Annotated in this window: 1 protein-coding gene; it reads left to right on the top strand. The window is 64.9% G+C overall.

Translation table 11 applies throughout. The features are described 5' to 3' along the window. Positions 1-16: 16 nt before the first annotated feature. The coding region (locus JV201_RS13995; protein ID WP_219407092.1) for a threo-3-hydroxy-L-aspartate ammonia-lyase at positions 17-943 on the top strand (927 nt) is incomplete at its 3' end.

Here is a 943-nt window from a genome sequence, read left to right as displayed (position 1 = left end):
TTCAGAGGTCCCTCCCATGCCACCGTCTTCCTACCATGACGTAATCAAAGCCGCCGAGCGCCTGGAAGGCTTCGCCCACCGCACGCCGGTGTTCACCTCGCGTACCCTCGATGCCGAGACCGGCGCCCAGGTGTTTATCAAGTGCGAAAACCTGCAACGCACCGGCTCGTTCAAGTTTCGCGGCGCCTTCAATGCGCTGTCGCGTTTTGATGAGCAGCAGCGCAAGGCTGGCGTCGTGGCGTTTTCCTCGGGTAATCATGCGCAAGGCATCGCGCTGGCCGCGCGGTTGTTGCAGATGCCGGCAACCATCGTGATGCCCACCGACGCCCCCGCCGCGAAGGTCGCCGCTACCCGGGAATACGGTGCAAGGGTGGTGTTCTATGACCGCATCACCGAAGACCGCGAGCAGATTGGTCGCACACTCGCCGAGCAACACGGCATGACCCTGATCCCCTCCTTCGACCACCCGGACGTGCTGGCCGGCCAGGGCACTGCCGCGAAGGAGCTGCTGGAGTTCACCGGCCCGCTGGACGCGCTGTTTGTCGGCCTGGGTGGTGGCGGCATGCTCTCCGGCACCGCGCTGGCCACCCGTGCGCTGGCGCCCGATTGCCTCGTATACGGGGTCGAGCCCGAAGCCGGGAACGACGGCCAGCGCTCCTTCCAGAGCGGCAGCATCGTGCACATCGACACGCCCGTCACCATCGCCGACGGCGCCCAGACCCAGCATTTGGGTCAGCACACCTTCCCGATCATTCGCGAGCAGGTCACTGACATTTTCACTGTCTCGGACGCCGAATTGGTGGCCTCGATGAAGTTCTTCATGCAGCGCATGAAGATGGTCGTGGAGCCCACCGGCTGCCTTGGCCTCGCGGCCCTGCGAAACCTCAAGCATCAGTTCCGGGGCCAGCGCGTGGGCGTCATCGTGACCGGCGGCAACGTCGAT

It is taken from the genome of Pseudomonas sp. Colony2 (assembly GCF_019382755.1).
Taxonomy (GTDB): Bacteria; Pseudomonadota; Gammaproteobacteria; order Pseudomonadales; family Pseudomonadaceae; genus Aquipseudomonas.
The sequence above is the reverse complement of the archived record's forward strand: the minus strand, read 5'-3'. Positions and strand labels throughout refer to the sequence as shown.